The sequence below is a fragment of the Haliea sp. E17 genome (assembly GCF_048323675.1).
Lineage (GTDB): Bacteria > Pseudomonadota > Gammaproteobacteria > Pseudomonadales > Halieaceae > Mangrovimicrobium.
The window spans coordinates 260,234-275,837 of record NZ_JBLWFK010000003.1; the positions used below are offsets into that span (position 1 = coordinate 260,234).

General features: G+C 62.3%; 15 protein-coding genes. 5 read left to right on the forward strand and 10 right to left on the reverse strand.

Going from position 1 to position 15,604, the window contains the following annotated elements; all coding sequences use genetic code 11:
* Positions 1-126 precede the first annotated feature (126 nt).
* Positions 127-1,221 (forward strand): AraC family transcriptional regulator ligand-binding domain-containing protein, encoded by a 1,095-nt coding sequence (locus tag ACNKU3_RS09760; RefSeq protein WP_418259264.1) that lies wholly within the window; start codon positions 127-129, stop codon positions 1,219-1,221.
* Positions 1,222-1,578: 357 nt separating this feature from the next.
* Entirely contained in the window at positions 1,579-2,376 is a 798-nt protein-coding gene (locus tag ACNKU3_RS09765) for an SDR family NAD(P)-dependent oxidoreductase (RefSeq protein WP_418259265.1), read from the forward strand.
* A 162-nt stretch (positions 2,377-2,538) separates the two neighbouring features.
* Here the strand turns inward: ACNKU3_RS09765 and ACNKU3_RS09770 are convergent, their stop codons facing one another.
* From ACNKU3_RS09770 to ACNKU3_RS09810, 9 genes are all read right to left on the reverse strand, one after another.
* Positions 2,539-3,027: a Kelch repeat-containing protein gene (locus ACNKU3_RS09770; RefSeq protein WP_418259417.1), complete on the reverse strand. Its 489-nt coding sequence runs from the start codon at positions 3,025-3,027 to the stop codon at positions 2,539-2,541.
* Between the two features lie 437 nt (positions 3,028-3,464).
* Positions 3,465-4,028 carry an aromatic-ring-hydroxylating dioxygenase subunit beta gene (locus tag ACNKU3_RS09775; protein ID WP_418259266.1) on the reverse strand — a complete coding sequence of 188 codons (564 nt, stop codon included), beginning with the start codon at positions 4,026-4,028 and terminating at the stop codon, positions 3,465-3,467.
* Positions 4,028-5,332: an aromatic ring-hydroxylating oxygenase subunit alpha gene (locus ACNKU3_RS09780; RefSeq protein ID WP_418259267.1), complete on the reverse strand. Its 1,305-nt coding sequence runs from the start codon at positions 5,330-5,332 to the stop codon at positions 4,028-4,030. The genes ACNKU3_RS09775 and ACNKU3_RS09780 overlap by 1 nt, the downstream gene beginning before the upstream one ends.
* A 33-nt stretch (positions 5,333-5,365) precedes the next feature.
* On the reverse strand, positions 5,366-5,830 hold the full coding sequence (locus ACNKU3_RS09785) for a MarR family winged helix-turn-helix transcriptional regulator (RefSeq protein WP_418259268.1): 465 nt from the start codon (positions 5,828-5,830) through the stop codon (positions 5,366-5,368).
* A gap of 426 nt (positions 5,831-6,256) precedes the next feature.
* Positions 6,257-6,706, reverse strand: a complete 450-nt coding sequence (locus ACNKU3_RS09790; RefSeq protein ID WP_418259269.1) for a pyridoxamine 5'-phosphate oxidase family protein — start codon at positions 6,704-6,706, stop codon at positions 6,257-6,259.
* A gap of 257 nt (positions 6,707-6,963) precedes the next feature.
* Positions 6,964-7,875, reverse strand: coding sequence for an acyl-CoA dehydrogenase family protein (locus tag ACNKU3_RS09795; RefSeq protein ID WP_418259270.1), 912 nt, complete (start codon positions 7,873-7,875; stop codon positions 6,964-6,966).
* Positions 7,875-9,011, reverse strand: a complete 1,137-nt coding sequence (locus ACNKU3_RS09800) for an acyl-CoA dehydrogenase family protein (protein WP_418259271.1) — start codon at positions 9,009-9,011, stop codon at positions 7,875-7,877. Before ACNKU3_RS09800 ends, ACNKU3_RS09795 begins: the two co-directional genes overlap by 1 nt.
* An 88-nt stretch (positions 9,012-9,099) precedes the next feature.
* Positions 9,100-9,921: an enoyl-CoA hydratase/isomerase family protein gene (locus ACNKU3_RS09805; protein ID WP_418259272.1), complete on the reverse strand. Its 822-nt coding sequence runs from the start codon at positions 9,919-9,921 to the stop codon at positions 9,100-9,102.
* 23 nt (positions 9,922-9,944) lie between these two features.
* Positions 9,945-12,158, reverse strand: coding sequence for an acyl-CoA dehydrogenase (locus ACNKU3_RS09810; protein ID WP_418259273.1), 2,214 nt, complete (start codon positions 12,156-12,158; stop codon positions 9,945-9,947).
* Positions 12,159-12,589: 431 nt separating this feature from the next.
* Here ACNKU3_RS09810 and ACNKU3_RS09815 point away from each other — a divergent pair, with 431 nt between their 5' ends.
* The gene (locus ACNKU3_RS09815) at positions 12,590-13,393 is read left to right on the forward strand and encodes an SDR family NAD(P)-dependent oxidoreductase (protein WP_418259274.1); all 804 of its coding nucleotides are present in this window, start codon (positions 12,590-12,592) and stop codon (positions 13,391-13,393) included.
* Between the two features lie 59 nt (positions 13,394-13,452).
* A complete protein-coding gene (locus tag ACNKU3_RS09820) occupies positions 13,453-13,977 on the forward strand; it encodes a nuclear transport factor 2 family protein (protein WP_418259275.1) in 525 nt (174 codons plus the stop codon).
* Between the two features lie 18 nt (positions 13,978-13,995).
* On the opposite strand, the gene ACNKU3_RS09825 is transcribed toward ACNKU3_RS09820, so the two are convergent.
* Positions 13,996-14,667, reverse strand: coding sequence for a TetR/AcrR family transcriptional regulator (locus ACNKU3_RS09825; RefSeq protein ID WP_418259276.1), 672 nt, complete (start codon positions 14,665-14,667; stop codon positions 13,996-13,998).
* 186 nt (positions 14,668-14,853) lie between these two features.
* Here ACNKU3_RS09825 and ACNKU3_RS09830 point away from each other — a divergent pair, with 186 nt between their 5' ends.
* Entirely contained in the window at positions 14,854-15,600 is a 747-nt protein-coding gene (locus ACNKU3_RS09830) for an SDR family NAD(P)-dependent oxidoreductase (RefSeq protein ID WP_418259277.1), read from the forward strand.
* The last annotated feature ends 4 nt before the right edge of the window (positions 15,601-15,604 follow it).

Below are 15,604 nucleotides of genomic sequence, written 5' to 3' on the forward strand. Positions count from 1 at the left end.
TTCTTACCCGACAAATCGTGTGTTAGTATCGACAATTGATGCAGACGTGAGGACCTGTTAACCCCGCACTGACCATGCTAACAGCCTCAGATTGCCCCCTGCCTGCCCGGCAAGGAGACCATAACGATGGGTGAGAAAGTGTTTTTTGGGATCGAGGGCCCGCTCGACTCCACCCCGGCTGAAGGGCAGATGCGTGTCGCCAACCTCTACGCATTCCCCGGCCTGATCCGCCGTCTCGGCGCCGACCCCACGGCCCTGCTGGAGCGCCACAATATCGACCCGGCCATGCTGTCGGACCCCGAGCATTTCGTGGACTGCAAGTCCTTCGTCGACCTGTTTGAATACTGTAGCAGCACATTCAACGATTCACTGTTCGGCCTGCAGCTGGCCCAGTTGCAGAACCCCGACGTGTTCGGCTGCGTCGCCGCCCTGTGCCGCTCGGCCTCCACGGTACGCGAATCACTGACCAGCTTTATGGATTACATCCCGGTGATCCACTCTCCCGCCACCATGCTGGAACTGATCGAAGGTGACAAGATCGCGGAAATTCGCTGGGGCGTGAACGCAGATCTCGGCATCAACCAGCAGGCCAACTACCAGGCCGTACTGCTGGACATGAAACTGCTGCGCCTGGTGGCCGGCGACGACTTCCGTCCCAGCTACGCCAACCTGGCCGTGGATGCCCGACAAAAGGACATCCCCGAACTGGAGCGCACCCTCGGTTGCCGCTTCAACGCCACACCGACGGAAAACGCCATCGCCTTCCCCTCCGCCATCCTCGACAAGCCCGTGGCCAGCGCCAACCGCACCGTGTTCAAGCTGCTCGGCGGCTACCTGGAGCAGGTGAAGAACGCCGCCCGGGTCTCGCTCTCCCACCGGGTGGAGGACTACATCCGCGGCAGCCTCGCCTCCGGGAACTGCTCCATCGAGCACTGCGCGCGCAAGCTCGGCCTGTCCGTGCGCACCCTGCAGGCCCACCTGGCGGAGGAAAACCTGGTGTTCTCGGACCTGCTGGAGCGCCAGCGGCACGAGATAGCCCGGCGCTACCTTGCGCTGGAACACGTCTCGCTGGACGACATCGCCGCCCTGCTCGGCTACGCGGAACAGTCCAGCTTCGGCCGCGCCTTCAAGCGCTGGAGCGGGCTCACTCCCAAGCAGTTCCGCCAGCGGGCCCGGGCGCATATCGTCGATTCCTCGATGCATCCGTTTCCGGGGCAGTAGCCCGGCGCCAGAATCCGCCCCGACAGCCAGCGGGATTGAACGCTGCCTTCCTCGGTCCGGGCGCCTGGAGTGTTGCCCCGCGCAGGAAGCACGGCTCGCGACCTTCGGCGATTCCATCCCTGCTCCCCGGCCCACGGCGATTTACGCAATAACACTTTACTCCGCGCGTAACTCCCCGCGGATTTACCGACGGCCATTTCTGCCCAACTTGCCCGGTTCCGGGCGATTGCGTATAACTTGCAATCCCGGCGGGACCGCCACTGTCCGGCAGTTTGCCACCCGGACCCGAACAATAAACCCGCGGTGATTCCGCTGCCGCCAGCGGATTCCCGAACCACCCATTACGGAGACACTTCAATGCAGGATTCCTCGCAAAAACCCGTCGCCCTGGTCACCGGCGCCAGCTCGGGCATCGGCGACGCCATCGCCCGCAAACTGGCCGCCAACGGTTTCGACCTGGTGGTCGTCGCACGGCGCAAGGAGCGCCTGCAAGCGCTCGCCGCCGACCTCGAAGGCCAGGCCCGGGTGGAAGTGGTCGTGGGCGACGTCACCGATCCGTCGACTTCCGAAGCCGCGGTGCAACGCGCCATGGACGTCTTCGGCAAGCTCGATTGCCTGGTGAACAACGCCGGTTCCGGTATCTGGGCCCCGGTGGGTGACACTACCGACGAGATGATGAACGACGTTATCGACATCAGCCTCAAAGGCCCCTTCTGGTTCTGCCGCGCGGCGGTGAAGGTGATGCAGCCCGGCTCCTCCATCATCAATATCGGCTCAGTATTCGGCGTCATCGGCGGCATGACCGGCGGCATCTACTGCGCCATCAAGGCGGGCCTGATCGGCCTGACCCATGCACTTGCGGCAGACTACGGTGCCCAGGGTATCCGCAGCAACGTGGTGGCACCGGGCGTGATCCGCACCGAGATGACCGATGCATTCTGGGACGCCGAGCCCTTCCAGCGCAGCAATCAGGAGCAGACCCCCTTCAACCGCGACGGCACGATGGAAGATGTCGCTGCGACGGTGCTGTTCCTCGCATCAGAGGGCGGCAGCTATATCAACGGCCAGACCATAGCCCTGGATGGCGGCTGGTCGACCACCAAGTTCCTGTGCAAGGATGCCCTGCTGGCGGAACGCAAGCCCTACGAGGGCTGATTGAAAGCGGGCTTTGCGAGTAAACCCGAGTGGGTTGACAGCAAAGTCCGCTTTTACAGTCGAAAGCGTGTAGCGCGTAGGGAGCAAAAAGCCCCGGAACAGACAGAAATGGAAGTCAACGACCTATACAGTCTTCCAGGGCGTATACAAGGCATCAATCCATCACGGTACGTATTCTTCCGTAACATCCAGTGCCGCCGATTCGCGCATCGCACGACCACCCACGAGGCCGAGTCTTGGCGTCGGCATATCAGCGCCGGTTGACCATTGATCAGTGAAGGGGTCGTAGATTGCTATAGCAGCCGTAGATTCCGTATCCCAGAAAATTCTGGAGGCTCCGCCAACCACATAGATTTTCTGACCAACGACAGCACTTCCGGCCATTCCTCTTTCTTCAGGCAAAGCTGCTCTGGTTCGCCAGGTGTTTTTCACGGGATCGTACTCCTCCACCACCGATAGCGCTGGAGGGCGTACAAAGCCACCGCTGGATGCTCCACCTATCACGTAGCACTTGTTACGCACGGCACTCACCGCACCGGGTACTCGTGGTGTAGGCAGGGATGCCCGCTTTCTCCAACTGTCGTCGATCGGGTTGTATTCCGCACTTCCGTCGAGACCAACCTGTGGAGACACTCCCCACCCCAGACCCATCACATACAGCTTGCCCCCCGTGGCGCAGGCAAATGAATAAATTGCCCGTTTTTCCACTAAAAGTCTTTTTTTGCACGCAGGTTGCGGGATAGAGACTTCCGTGCCCGAGGGAGTCGCCGGAGTAAAGTTCTATATTTTTGGAAGCTTCAGCCCTAGCCCTCAATCGAGTACTTTTCGCTTTGATCCTGCCACCAACCACTGGCGCGAATTTTCATGGCCTACGCCAGGTGTGACACCAGCGCGGAACGGGTCGGTGGAGAGCTTATTATCCCCGGTGGTCGAGTACCAGATTACAATGGCGTGGCATCCTGGCTGGAAGAATCGTACCTAGCCTTTTCAAACTGACAGGATAGGTGGCTGTCGCCAGCCACCTGCAAATACGCTGTAAACTCGCGCTGCTGTATTCCGTGGCAACGTCACCAGCCAAGGGATTCACATCAGAAAATCAATGCCAAGGTAGGCACCGTAATAATATCCATATCGATAATCACCTCGCGCTTCAACAGTTTGAACGAGCCGTCCACTGCCTTGAGCACGTCGCGACGGCCACCGGTAATGGTGTGGTTGTCCTTCCCCAGGTGACTGTAGAACATCATGAAATTGGAGTAAGCCCGGTATTCGTCATTCTCCAGCGGGGTAACCTCGACATTGGAAATCATCCGCCGGGTGCGCGGTGCGGGGGCCTCCGACCAACCGTTGGTCTTGTAGGGCCGGAAGGTGCGGGCAAAGATACCCAGGAAGGTATCATGCCGAATGGGCGAGCCCTTCGGCCCGTCCGCACGGTCCAGTTCCCGCTCCACCGAAAGAAACGCCTCCGTATCCTGCAGCTTGGGATCGGGCTGCGGCACAAACCGGGTTGGCATGCTGTACTCGATGGATTCATCGACAATCGTGAGCCATTGCTGCAGGCAGCGCTCATCCAGCAGGCGGGCCTCCCGGTAGTAGAACTGCTCGACGCGCGCAATCAGTTCCATATCAAAATCGACAGCGACCGTATTCATCAGACATTCTCCTCGCCAAACATGTCTTCCCGCCAGCGCATATACAGACGGCGAGCGTAATGCTCGTTGTAGCACTTGCCGACCATACCCGGCAGTTCCGGGTGAGCCTTTTCCTCGCCCACACCGAGGCCGTAGAAATAGGGTCGGTCGTTCAGGTAATCGATGGCGGAACCTTCATACTGCAGGCGCCAGGCATAGGAATCCTCCTGCTCGAGGATGCCGCCGGGACCGAAGGCCATGCAGTAGCCCGCGCGGATCTCCTCCTTGAGATTGTCCGGGGCATCCGCCGGCAGCAACAACCAGGACCAGTACTCGATCAGGCCCGGTGCGCGCGGATGGCTGACGCGCAGTGTATTCTGCCCCCACAGCAGTGACATGTTGGGGTAGATACCCTGTGCCATACCCTTGATGCGCGCCTGCACTGGCGAGAGCCGCTCCGCCACGGTGCGTTCGACTTCCGTAAGGTACTCCTGCAGTTCCGGCGATGAATGCGGGCTGTGCACGCCGCGCTGCTCGAAGGTTGAATCCTCCGGCATCAGGCGGAATACCGCCGCATGCCCGTCCCTAGCCACTGCAGTAACCGCGTAGTCCTCGATTTCAATGTTCTGTGGGCTGTCCACCGCCACGAACGACCCATGTAGATAGGCGGCGTGGCCGACGTCGCCGTGCATGTTCTCCACCGGCAGTTTCCAGTTACATTTGAGGTCCCATTTGTGCGCCGGACCTGCAATCTCCAGGCCGCCCGGGAAACGGTCAAAATAGGCTTCCAGGTAGAATTTCTGCTCGCCGAGGTACTCATCAAGAGAAACCATTTCCGGGTTGAAGGTCGCAAAAATCAGGCCGAACACAGACTCGACCTTGGCCGCCTGTTTTAATCCCCACTTGCTTTTATCCACCTCGGGCCCCATTTTGCGCGCCTGGGGAATACCCACCAGTTCACCGGTCGGTTTGAAGGACCAGGTGTGATAGGGGCAAATAAAACGCGATGCGTTGCCCTGGTCGGCGCGGCACACCCGCAGGCCGCGGTGAGGACAACTGTTGACGCTGACGGAGATCTTGCCGTCGCCGCCCTTGGCGACGATCACCGGCACCTCGCCCATGTAGGCGGAGACGAAGTCGCCCGGGTTTTTCAGCTGGCTTTCATGGGCCACATAGAGCCAGCTCTTATCAAAGATACGCCTTTGCTCGAGCTGGTAAAGTTCTTCACTGGTAAAAACCTGCCGGCTTACCTCCGAGCAGTCTTCATTGAGAAACTGGCGGGAGTCGAGGGGCTCCCTGCCGTTGGGGCGTGTAAAGCTGTTCATGGTCCTGACTCCGTGAGTTAGCTGGAACTGTATTCAGTCCGTGAAATTCTGCTGCCCTTCGTACGCTTCGAGTAGCGCACGCAGGCGGCGGATGTCGTTGGTTATCTGCTCGCACTTCTTGAGATCGCGCCCGGACACAATGCCATCGACGATCTCGTCGAAGGTGGAGCTGAGCTTTTTTTCATACTTGATGCCCTCTTTCGTCGGCTCCAGCAGGGGCGCGGTCTTATGATCCGGGTTATGCAACTTGCGGACAAAACCCAGTTCCTCCAACCGCTTGGCAGCCCTGCCGATCACTTGCCGCGAGTTGCCCAGGGTCCGGCCTATCTGGGGGGCAGTCTGGGGATGATCGGCGCCGACAATTGAGACCAGAACCAGGCCTTCCAGCCGGGTAAGCGAGGGGCCGCTGAGCTCTCGCGACAGAATGCGCTGGGCGCTGTCCTTGAGCAGGATGGACTCCTCGATCATGGCGACCAGGGGGTTGGTTTTCAGGGTCATTGCTTGCTGGTTCTCCGGGGCGATCTGCAACCGGACGATGGCTGTTTGTCCTTACTATGCCACCGGCCAATAACGTAACATTAGTTCCACTTTGTCATACATGATCCGGGTTTGCAAGATGAGGGTTGGATGGGGGTGAAGCGGTGGGCCGAGCGCCACTACCAGGCTACTGCGCGACACTCACTGGCCGGCCAATCGAGCCGAAAGGGGCGATTCGAAATAACCTGGCAGGGGCAGATTTTTAACAGTACACCAGAAACTTCAGGTCAGGACCCGGGGAGATAAGCGACATTGGCACGCGCCGGAACTGGCGCCCTGGCAAGGCTCTTTTTTTATTTTTGAAAAACGGCCCTGCCCCCTTATCGTACCAGGCCGTGAAGAGTCTTATTTCACCAAACCGTAACATCCGCGAGAAGGGGATACTCTCTATCGCCGCTCCATCCGGCCGGAGAAATCCCAGGAGTTCAGTGCGACCGGAGATATTTTTATGGCGTACTCATCCTTCTGCCTGCTCAGCAGCCAGGCCGCGAGCTTTTTATTGCCTCCTTGCAGGTATTTATCTATGACCTTTTCGAGAATATTTTCCGTACTGTCTTCGTGCAGGGTTACGTCTGCCTTTCCCCGCACCCCATGATAAGGGTATTCGTTGGTCGCGACCTCAAAACCAATTTTCGGGTTGCGCCTGAGCATTTTTATGATGTGGGAATTTTTGTGGGACGCCGCCCACAGCACTCCATCCCGGTAAACAAACCATAGCGAACAAATTAGAGGGTAACCGTCACTGCCCGCGGTGGATATTCTTATCGGGGTGTTGGCCTCTTCAAGATACTTTGCAATTTCACTTTCCGACCAGGCACTACCGGGATGGATTTTCATCTTCAATTACCTTCGGGGCATGTCAGCTGAACCAGATACCGCCCGTGATCAGGAACACACACGGCGCGGGAGCACCTGGCACTGGGGTACGAAGCCTGCAGGCGGACAGTCATATCGGCAGTGTAGATCAGAAATGGCGGGGCGCGGGCAAAAGCCGCGAGGGCGGGTCCTGCGGCTGCGTCATTGTGTGCTGGCCGCTAGCCCGGGTTAGCGAGGAAAGATCGCCGGAGAGCCCCGGCGACCAGGCTTTCATCAGATCAGGCAGCGTCGAAACAGTACTGACCAACCGCGGCGGCATTTCCCGCCCGCCCGCCGAGCTCGGACATCAGCGCCTTCATGCGGTAGGTCCACAGGTGCAGGTCCATCTCCAGGGTCATACCCATGGCGCCGCTCATCTGGTGCATGTCGTAGATCAGGCGGGTCGCGCTGTCCTGGGCGTGCAGGGCCGCGAGAGCCGCGTCGCCGGCATCGCCGGACCAGGCGGCTTTCAGGGCCAGCCAGCGGACGCCGCCGGTAAGTACCGCGCACTCGGCGAGACGATGGCGCAGGGCCTGGAAAGTGCCGAGGGGACGTCCGAACTGCTTGCGCACGCTGACGTGCTCGACGGTTGAGTCGAGCGCTGCCTGCATCAGGCCGGCGATCTCCGCGGCGCAGGCCACGCGCAGCCAGGTGCGCACGGTGTCCGCCTGTTCGGCATTGAGCGGGGTGACTTCGGGGCTGCCAAGCAGCTTGCCCATGGGGTAGGCAAACAGGGAATCCGGCAGGGCCACTACCTCGCCCTCGCCCGGGTGGGCAATGCCTACCTTGTCGCCATCGATGATGATCAGGGTTTTCGCCGTGGTGGCGAAACGGCCGGGGCGACCGTTCTCGATCACCGACAGCGGGCGCGGCAGCTCGATATCCAGGTGCGGGCGTACCAGCATGGACAGCGCGATTTCCGCGGTATAGGGCAGGCGCGCCAGGCGCTCCACGGAATCCGCGGCGGACAGCGGGCCCATCTCGGGAATCGTGGCGATGTCGAAGTACTGGCTCTCTTCCAGTTCCCGGTCGAGTTCGTCGCTGACCAGGGCGAAGCCGTGAAAGTCCACCGGCGAGCTGGCAAAACGTTCGGCCAGCTTGTCCAGGGCCCCGGCGACGGCGAGTTGATCGTCGTTCAGTGCAAAATCCATCAGCGAGGCTCCCTTGGCAATTCGAGGAACTGGGTGGCAATCAGGTTGAGCTGGATCTCCGCGGCGCCGGAGGCGATGCCGGCGACAATACCGCGCTGGTGGTGGGCCAGCAGCATGGGGTGGACGCCACTGATCGCCTCGGGCACGTGCTCGACGACGAACTCGCTGACCAAACGCTCACAGATCACGGTGGCGAAACGACCGACGCTGGCCTCGGGGCCGGTGGTGATGTTCTTCACCCGCTGGTCGATGATGCTGTAGCTGAAGAGGCGCGCGGCCTCGCAGGCAGCGTGAGCCTTGGCAGCCTGTTCCACCGCGCCGGCCGTGAAGCGGCCTTCGGCTTTCAACAACTCAACGGAATCCTTCAGGGTCTTGGAGGCCAGGGCGAAACGCGGGATGCCCACGCGCTCCAGCGACAGCGCCTTGCCGACGATCTCCCAGGCCTGGCCTTCTTCACCGAGTCGCGCACTCTCCGGCACTATGACGTCGTCGAAAAAGACCTCGTGGATATCCCCCTCGCCGATGATGCTGGGAATATCGCGGACGGTAATGCCGGGGGTATCCATGGGGATCAGGAAGATGGAGATCCCGCCCTTACCCTGGGAAGTGCGTGCGAGGCAGAAACAGGTATCGGCGTCACCGGCGTAGGAGGTCCAGATTTTCTGGCCGTTGATCTTGTAGCTGTCGCCCTCGCGTTCCGCCCGCGTGCGCAGGGAGGCAAGGTCGGAACCGGATTCGGGTTCGGAAAAGCCCTGGCACCAGAGGGTTTCGCCGCGAGCCATGGGCGGCACGTAGCGCTCCTGTTGCTCCTTGGAGCCGTACAGCATCAGGGTCGGGCCAATCCAGTTCACATTCATGTACTGGCCGCCGCGGGGTTCCCCCGCCATCCACATTTCCTCGGCCAGGATAAACGCCATCCAGGGGTCGGCGTCGGCGCCGCCCCACTCGCTGGGCCAGTGCGGCACCAGCAGGCCGGCTGCCGCCAGTTCGCCACAGAATTTCTTGGCAAACACGGTCTGCTCTTTTGAGGCCGGGCCGTGGGCAATGTGCTCCCAGTCTTCCGGCAGCTTGTCTTTGATGACTTGGCGGACAGTAGCGCGAAACGCTTCCTGCTCGCTGTTCCAGGCAAATTCCATCAGCTATTCCACTCTTCCACGTGAGGTGGGTTAATCCTGTCGGCGCCCGCCAAACAAGCGGGCGCCGCAAACACAATCTGCGGCAGCCTCAGCTGTCCGACTTGCCCTTGCTGCCGATACCGGCGATATATTTCTCGATGCCCGCGAGGTAATCCGGGTTCAGCATCAGCGTGCTGTTGGCCATGCGCTCGACGTGACGAGCCTGGTCGCGGCCCAGCTCCCAGCACATCTCGATAGCCAGTTTCGCGGCACCCATCTGCTCGCCGTGCTGCTTGGCGAGGTGGCGGCAGAAGTTAAGCGCGTCTTCCTCGAAGCTCTCGTCGGGGAATACCTCGTGCACCAGGCCCATGGTATAGGCGCGGTCGGCATCCGCCGGCAGGTTGGCCATGATCAGGTAGCGCGCCCAGTGGGGGCCGACCAGGCGGGTCAGGCGGCTGACGCCGTTGGAGGCCGGCAGTACGCCGAACTTGCCTTCGGGGAAGGCGTAGCTGGCGCTCTTCGCCGCGAGGCGGAAATCGCAGGACAGCGACATTTCCAGACCACCGCCAACGCAGGTGCTGTGGTGGGCGACGACGATCGGCTTCTCGATGTGCTCCATCTCGTCGTAGATGCGGTGCATACCGTGCAGTTGCAAGCGGTGGCGTTCGCGCACGGCGACGCCGGTGCGATCGATGGTCGGCGGCTCATTGCTTTTGGCGCCGTCGCGCAGGTCTGCGCCGGAGCAGAAATAGCGCCCGGTCGAGCGGATCAGCATGACTTTCAGTTCCGGGGTGTCGCGGAAACGGATCAGCGCCTCGTCGAACAGGCCCATCATCTGGCCGGTGATGGCGTTGAGCTTGTCGGGGCGGTTCAGGGTGGCAATCAGGATGCCATCATTTTCCTCGACCAGCAGGTGCGGTGCTTCAGACATTGCTTTCTCCTTATCCCCTGTAATTATCCGCGGGTACGCGGCAGGCCGAGTGCGCGCTCGGCAATCATGCTGCGGTGAACTTCGCTGGTGCCACCGTAAATAGTGGTGCCGTGGGCGTGGCGGTAGGCCAGGTTGATTTCCCCGGCGGCGCCCGCGCGCTTGGACAGCGATTCCGGCGCAGTCAGCTCCAGCAGGTCGCGGGAGTCGGACTGGAATTTCTCCGAGGAGAACATCTTGGTCATCGGGCCGAAGGCCAGGTTGGGCAGCTTGTTGACGCCGACCCACAGCGAGCGGTTCGCCAGCACCTCGGAAATCCACGCGTGGGTCCGGCTGCGCGCCAGGCGCTTCTGCGCATCGGGGTTTTCGATCAGGGCCTTGCCGCCGCGCTGTATCTCGCGGCACAGTTCTTCCGCCGCGACGGACATGGCGATCTGGGACTTGGTAAAACCGCCGCCGTGTTCCATTTCCAGCGCCGCGGCCATCACCTTGACGCCACCGTCGACCGGGCCGAGGCGGTACTTGTCGTCGATGATCACGCCATCATAGAAGGTCGCGTTGGTGCGCTCGTCCTGGAAGGTGTAGACCGGTTGGATCTCGATGCCGGGAGTATCCAGCGGCACCACGAACATGGTCAGGCCCTTGTGCTTGGGCACGTCGGGGTTGGTGCGGGTCAGCATCAGCACGTACTGGGCGATGTTGGCGCCGGAGGTCCACATCTTGGCGCCGTCGATGCGCCAGCGGCCGTCTTCCAGCTGGGTGGCCTTGGTTTTCGCGGCGAAGACGTCGGAACCGCAGCCCGGCTCGCTGTAACCCAGCGAGCAGATCGCGTCGCCGCTCATGATGCGGGACAGGACTTCCTCTTTCAGGTCGTCGTTGCCGACCTTGCGGATCATGGTGCCCACGAGGTCCGTGGTGCCCACTGGGTGGCTGGTCCAGCCCTGGTCTTCCCACACCTGGCGCAGGGCGTTCAGGGCATAGGGCTCGGCCTCGCGACCGCCGAACTCTTTCGGCCAGGCCGGGAACAGCAGTTTCGCCTCGGCCAGTTGCTTGTGCACACCGCGGTCGAAACCGTCGAAGGAATAGTGCGCCTTGGCGCGCAGTTCCGGGGTCAGGATGGCGTTGAACAGGTCGTCCAGTTCCTTCGCCATGGCGCGGGCGTCGTCGCCGAGGTCGAAGTCGATCTCGATCGCGCCGACGTCGGGCAGCGCGGCAGCTTCACCCGCGTACAGGCGGCGGCCGGCTTCTTCCAGGAAGGTCGCCGGATCGCCGGCAATCAGCGGCCACTGTTTGGCGCGCAGGTTGTACAGGTGCACGTCATACTCGGTAGCGAGGCCATAGCCACCGAAGGTGTGCAGCGCCTGGGTAACGGCGCGACCGGCGGTCTCGGCGTTCCACCAGAAGGCCGCGGAAATTTCCGCGCCGGCGTTTGCCGGTACGCGGGCACAATCGTGGATCGCTTTCCAGGCCAGGTACTTGCCGCCGTCGACGTCGGTGATCAGGTCCGCCAGCGGGTGGGAGATGCCCTGGTAGGCGCCGATGGGCTGGCCGAAGGCCTCGCGTTCGCAGGCGTATTCGGAGGCGAGGCGAATCGCTTCGCGGGAGAGGCCGGACAGCGCGATGGCCATCAGCAGCTTCCATTCCTCGACCGCCTGGGCGAAGACCTTGAGTGCATCAGCGCCGTTCGCGAGTACCGTTGCGGGGGCCGCCGCCAGATCGAGTTCCGCAATCGGGGTGCTCGCCAGGCTTTCCTCGGCACGCTCACCGGCATCCGCCAGGGAGACCAGCACCACGTCGTCGCCGGAGCGGGCAATGACTGCATCCGCTACTGCGCCACCCGCTACCCATTGACGAGGCTCCCGGGCGACGTCGCGCAAGGCGATCGAGATGACTTTGGAACCCATACTGGCCGCTTCCAGCAGCTCCGCCTGGGCTTCACCCGCCAGCAGCGCCAGCACGCGCAGCGCAACCAGGGTTTCCGCGATCGGGCCTGAGGCCAGGGTGCGTCCCACTTCTTCCATCAGCACCGCGGCATCCATGGTGCCGAGGCCAAGACCGCCGGCTTCCTCGGGGACCCGCAGGGAAAACGCGCCCAGTTCGGCAAGGCCCTGCCACAGCTGGGTGTCGAACCCGCCCTGTTCCGCGGCGGCGCGGATGCGCTCGCTGCTGCTCTGCTCGTCAAGGAATCGCGCGAAGGACTCGCGCATCATCCGTTGATCTTCGGAAAGATCGAAATTCATATTGGGTGACTCCGACTACGGGGGCTTACTGAAATGGCTGGTGGACTCGTGCGACGGCGTAAATTCTGGCCTGTACCGGCTTTATCGAGCTCTTACCCGGGCCTGCAAATTACCCGTGGCTCCGCGCCGCACCCAGCCCCGTAATGAGTATTGTGGGGCTGCAGTTCCGCTCCGCCTGAAACCGGCACAGGGTACTATGCACCCTGTGGAGGGTCAATATAATCACCAGCCCTGTTGATTACGGGATCGTCACTGGACAATTGCCAGTACAGCTGCAAACAATACCCCCAAACAACTGTGGAGAGCCCCGTCCGGGACCTCCTTCCGGCGCCCGCAAGCCCGATAATTAACAGGAATCCCGCTGTAAACAGGAAGCCCGCCATGCAGAAAAATCAACGAGTTGCGTTCGTAATCTTCAGGGAGGCCACGGCATGATCGGCAAGGACCCCCTCGATCTCGACGGCCAGGTCGCCCTGGTAACCGGCGCCGGGCAGGGCGCCGGTCGCGGCATCGCCCTGGCCCTCGCCCACCACAATGCCGGCGGGGTAGCCGTCAATGACTTCGTCCTCGAGCGTGCCGAGGCCGTGGCTGGGGAGATTCGCGAACTGGGCGTACCGGCGGTTGCTGTACAGGCGGATGTGGGCGAGCGCAGCTCGGTCGCCGCTGCCTTTGGCAAGGCTACTGCAGCACTGGGCCCCATCACACTGCTGGTCAACAACGCCGGCAACGCCGGGCCGCAGAGGGACATGGGCTTTTCCCCGCCCTTCTGGGAAGCCGATCCCGAGGAGTGGGACCGTTTCATGCGCACCAACCTGTTCGGCGTTATGAACTGCTGCCACATCGCCATCCCGGCGATGATCGAGCAGGGGCGCGGCCGCGTGGTGACCGTGGTGTCCGACTCCGGGCGCGTGGGCGAAGCGCGCCTTGCCGCCTACTCCGCCGCCAAGGCCGGTGCCGCGGCGCTGATGCGCTCGCTGGCCAAGGAAACCGGCAAGCACAACATCACCTGCAACGCGATCTCCCTGTCCACCCTTGAACCCGCGATGGATGCGGAGCAACTTGAACAGCTGTACGCCAATGAACGGGTAAAGGCGCAACTTTCCCGCTACACCATCCGCCGTTTCGGCCAGCCGGAAGACGTGGCCAACATGGCCCTGTTCCTGTGTTCCGAAGCCGCGGCGTGGATCACCGGCCAGACCTACCCGGTAAACGGCGGCTATTCCTTCGCACAGTGACTATCCAGCCCCCGGAACCTGCTCCGGGGCATCTGCAACCACAATAACCGGTATTCAAGATGACTGATCAAAGCGCCCTGCGGGCCCTGCTCGACAAGGAAGCCATACGCGAACTGGGCCTGTTGTATTCCCGCGGCGTCGACCGCAAGGACGGCGGCCTGCTGCGCACGCTCTACACCGAAGACGCCACCGACACCCACGGCGACACCTTTGACGGTCCCGCCGACAAGTACGTGGATTTCCTGGAGGCCTCGTTTCCCTACATGCGCTACAGCGGGCACCACGTCTGCAACCACCTGGTGTCCGTGGACGGCGACAGCGGTGAAGGCGAGATTTACGCCCTCGCCTACCACATCATCCCGGACGGCAATGGCGGCTGGCTGGAGGACTTTATGGCGGTGCGCTATATCGATCGCTATGCCCGCGGCGAGGACGGCCGCTGGCGCTTTGCCCAGCGCGTGGTGACCTACGACCTGCGCAGCCGGCGCCCGCTGCAGACACCGGAAGACGCAGAGCCGCGCCCCTCCGAGCCGAGTTTCGAGATACTCGGCAGCCGGCTGTTCCAGCGCGGGCCGCGAATCTAGAAATCCTGCGGCAGGTCTTCAGGATTTGCCGTCGGCGTCGGCGGAGTAACGGTCCACCAGTTCCGGGTAATGCTCTTTGTTGAGACTGCCGAACAGAGTGAGCCTGTTCATCTCCTCGACAAAGCGCGCCTGCATTTTTTTCTGCGACCTGCCGCCCTTGGTGTGGGCGCCGACCCAGATCGGCCACAGCAGCGCGCTGGACAAGCTGATGAACGCGAATACCTCGACATCCATATCTTTGCGGCCGTAGCCGCTGTTGACGAACTCGCCGAGTTCGCGGACATACTTTTTCCAGAAACGGTCGGTCACCACGCCCTGGGTCGACATCACGTCGAACAGCCAGGCGCGGCTGAGTTCCGGGTTTTCCATGGCGAAATTGCACAGGCGCTCCAGCGCCACGTCGGGCGGCAATGCCTTGCCCATGTCGGGCGTATTCGACAGGTCCCCGTAGAATTCCTCGTAGATTCGCTCGCTCACCCAACTGGCGGTGGCGTGGGCGAGATCCTCGCGGGTGGGAAAGTGCTGGTAGGCGGTCCCGCGGTTTACCCCGGCGCGACGCGCCACCTCGGTGACGCTCAGGCTCTCCGGGCCGTCCTTCGCCAGCACTTCCAGCGCCGCCTGCAGAATCTCCCGGCGTGTCGATTCCGGGTTGGTGTTGTTGCGTCGCTTGGTGGATTGTCCCTGCGCCATGTCATTTTCCCCTGGAGTTATGCGATAAACATACATGTTGATCAGTACTCTCGCAACTGCGCGAAGCGGCGAGCCGCCGGCCATTGAACGCCCCGGGGAAATCCAGTAGCGTGCAGGGAACCGCGCGGCCCGACCAGCGCCGCCAGCGACAAGCCTGCAACCCATAATTCGAAACGAGGTATACGCATGTCTCTCAAGGGAAAAACCGCCGTAGTCACCGGTGGCGGCAGTGGCATCGGCCGCGCCATCAGCCTGCAACTCGCCCGCGACGGCGCCGCCGTCGCCGTCTGGGACCTCAACCCGGAGGGCGCTGCAGAGACGGTCGCGCTGATCGAGGCGGCGGGGGGTACCGCCCTCGCCTGCCCTGGCGACGCGGCCAGTGCGGCAGGCATTGCCCGCAGTGCGGCGCTCACCCGGGAAACCCTCGGCCCGATCACCATCCTGGTCAATAACGCCGGCATCACCGGATTCACGCCCTTCCTGGAAATCAGCGAGGACCACTGGGACCGGATGATGGCGATCAACCTGAAAGGCCCCTTCCTGTGCTGCCAGCAGGTGATTCCGGACATGCTCGCGGCGGGCTGGGGCCGCATCGTCAACATTTCCTCATCCTCGGCGCAGACCGGGGCCAACGTGATGGCCCACTACTCCGCTTCCAAGGGTGGCGTGGTTACGCTGACCAAGTCACTGGCGCTGGAATTCGCGACGAAGGGCATCACCGTGAACAACATCCCGCCGGGTTTCGTCGACACGCCCATGCTGCGCGCGTCCCCGGTTGACGTGGAAGCGGAGGCCGCCTCGGTCAAGTCGCCGATGCACCGGCCGGGACGCCCGGAGGACATCGCCGCCGCCTGCTCATTCCTGGTGTCGGAGGCGGCGGGCTATATCACCGGCCACACGCTGGGCGTCAACGGTGGCCGAGTCATGCCCTGACAGG